Raw genomic sequence first — 2815 nt, forward strand, 5'->3', positions numbered from 1 at the left:
CGCTCATTGCGGGCGGGCTGACGGGCATGCACGTGCCGGAACCCGGTGCCCTGGAACGGCTCATGGGCTATCCCATCACCGTCGGCGTCGCCGCGGCCGGCCTTGTCATCGCCCAGCGGGTCCAACACGAACGCACGGCGCGCAAGCTCGCCCAGGCCCGCTGAGGCAGGCTTCAGGGTGTCAGATGACCGGCAGGGGTCTGACCTTGCATTATCATGAGGGCACCCACCGGAACATCCCGGTGCGGGCGTGTGGGTTTTTCCATCAACGCGCCAGTATGCAGACTTTGTAGTCATACGGGGACGAATGTTAAATCAGCGAGTCTTGCCGCTCTTCGGTGCGGACAGCGTGACTACCGAACAAAAGGTTGCGTTCCGGCCCCGTCAGTGGGGGCCCGAAGTTCGTCCCGGGGCGCTGTCGCTTGTTCGTCTGAGACTGTTCATGTGCAAAATGGTCACTGTTCGGCTAGGAATTCTCACCTCGCTGACCGCTCCGACCAACTACATTATTTCCACCGCTCTGAAAGCGCACGCCGACCACCCGAACGCAGTTCGCGGGCGTCGGGTTGGGGCGATTTCCTATCTAGTCGTCGTAATATTCCTGACGCTTTCGACCCTAATGTATGTGGTCCGCCAAGGAGCCCTTCGCGGTCTCCGCGACCATTTCAGCCCCAACGGAGTCTTCAACTCCGCGGTGGATGTCTTCCTCGGGGTGGTTAACTGGCTGTATGTCAGTCCCAGGCCCAAGAAAGTGAAGGAGAGTCCCGTGATTGCCAAGACAGCCGAGGAAGTCGACTGGGAAACGATTCTCTATCACGGCGACCGACGGCTGAACCGTGACCTCCGGGGCTCCGCGGACCGCCGCCGTCGAATTGCGGTCCGATGACGCTCGAGGCCCTGGCCGGGCCCGAGGGGCGGTTGCCGGAGGGCCTGCCGGACACGGCAGCGGCCGCGGCCGGCGTCGTTCTGGGGGCGGCGGCGGTCATCGCGGCCCGGGTGACCGACGGTGCGCTCGCCGACGGCGGTGCCGCCCGTAGCATCGGGGTGCGGATGATCGACGGCGGAATCATCGAGGTCCTGTTGCCCGCCAACCAGGAGATCGAGGGTCCGGAGGCGCGCATCGCCGGCGACATCGTCCGCACGCTCGCCGCGGGACGGCGGACGCCGGTGCTCCTGGTGATCACCGGCGTCGTCGGTGTCAGCATGGAGGCCCGCCGGGTCTACAGCGGTTCCATAGCGGCGACAGCGTTCGCCCTGGTGGGCGAGAGCCCGGTGGACCGGGTCATTGCCCACTACCTCCTGCGGTCCCGAAGCGAGACGATCCCGGCCCAGTTCTTCACCTCCGAATCCGCGGCCGTTGAGTGGCTAAGGCAGTACACCCGTGAAGAATGAATCACCGGACCCCAGGCTGCACGCCCTCGTGGAAGGCATCGTGCGGATCGCCGGCGGCGATCTGAGCACCCGGATCCCGCATTCGGGAGCCCGCGACGACGTCGCCGCCGTCATCGCCGGCATCAACCTGATGGCCGATGACCTGCAGACCATCTACCAGGAGCTGGAAGAGCGGGTCGAGAGCCGCACGGCCATGCTGCGCGAGGCGCAGGTGGAGCTTGAACGCATGGCGCTGACCGACCCACTGACCCAACTCGCCAACCGGACGGCACTGAACTCGGTCCTGAGCCATGCCCTGGCGGAGTCTTCGCGCGGCGAAATGCCGCCGGCCCTCCTGATTCTGGATCTCGATTCCTTCAAGGGCATTAACGACACCCTGGGGCACAGCGCCGGCGACGACGTCCTGCGGGCCATCGCACGCCGGCTCCAGGACGCCGTCCGCGAGACTGACACCGTGGCGCGCCTTGGCGGCGACGAATTCGCCGTCATGCTGCCGAAGTCCAATCTGGTCCGGGCACGCAGGGTAGCGAACAGGATCCTCAAGGCACTCAGCGAGAGCCTCGACGTCGGGGACCTGAAAGTCACCTGCGGAACGAGCATCGGCCTGCGGATCGCGGAACCCGGCCAGTCCGTCGATGACCTGGTCATGGAGGCCGACACGGCCATGTACGCGGCCAAGGCGCAGCAGCACAGCAGTATCAAAGTCTTCGAGCCGGCCCTGCTGTACGCACGCCGGCTGCAGAGCGTGATGATTACGGAAATGCGCGAAGCCATCCGGCAGGACCAGCTAACCCTGCACTACCAGCCGGTGGTGGACCTCGCGACCGGCAGGATCGAGGGTGTGGAGGCGCTGGTCCGGTGGAACCACCCGGAGCGCGGTCTGCTCATGCCGGACCAGTTCATTCCCCTGGCCGAGGAAACCGGCATGATCGTGGACCTGGGCCACTGGGTGCTGCGCAATGCAGTGCGCCAATTGCGCAAATGGCAGCAGGACTTGCAGGTGGACAGCACCTTTAACGTCCGGGTCAACATTTCCACCACCGAACTGCAAAACCTCGAGCTGATCGAACATGTGCGGGACATCCTCAGGGAGACCGGCGTGGATGCATCAAACCTGATCGTGGAACTGACCGAGTCTATGGCGGTCAACGGCGGCGACGTCGACCAGTATTCGCTCAACGGCCTTCGCCGGCTCGGCGTGCAGCTCGAGATCGATGACTTCGGGACCGGCTATTCCTCCATCAGCTACCTGCGCAAGCTGCCGGTGAACGTGGTCAAGATCGACCGAAGCCTGATCAGCGGCCTCGGCGACGACGAGCAACAGCGGGACTTCGTAGCCGCGGTGCTGCACCTCATCCACGCCTGCGGCCTAAAGGCGCTGGCCGAGGGGATCGAGACGGCGGAACAGGCGGAAGTCCTGCGCG

The 2815-nt window shown here is 65.0% G+C and carries 3 protein-coding genes; all 3 read left to right on the forward strand.

Annotated elements, in window-relative coordinates:
* Nucleotides 1-348 precede the first annotated feature (348 nt).
* Nucleotides 349-885: a hypothetical protein gene (locus LQV45_RS24105; RefSeq protein WP_230009150.1), complete on the forward strand. Its 537-nt coding sequence runs from the start codon at nt 349-351 to the stop codon at nt 883-885.
* Complete coding sequence (locus LQV45_RS24110) at nt 882-1391, forward strand: hypothetical protein (protein WP_230009151.1); 510 nt, start codon at nt 882-884, stop codon at nt 1389-1391. Before LQV45_RS24105 ends, LQV45_RS24110 begins: the two co-directional genes overlap by 4 nt.
* 28 nt (nt 1392-1419) lie before the next feature.
* Nucleotides 1420-2815 (forward strand): bifunctional diguanylate cyclase/phosphodiesterase (locus LQV45_RS24115; RefSeq protein ID WP_230009152.1); only part of this gene is annotated, 1396 nt, incomplete at its 3' end.

This window comes from Microbacterium sp. Bi128, from assembly GCF_918698205.1.

Coding starts and splice junctions, on each gene's coding strand:
- LQV45_RS24110 (WP_230009151.1), top strand. CDS start 882: ATGACGCTCGAGGCCCTGGCCGGGCCCGAGGGGCGGTTGCCGGAGGGC.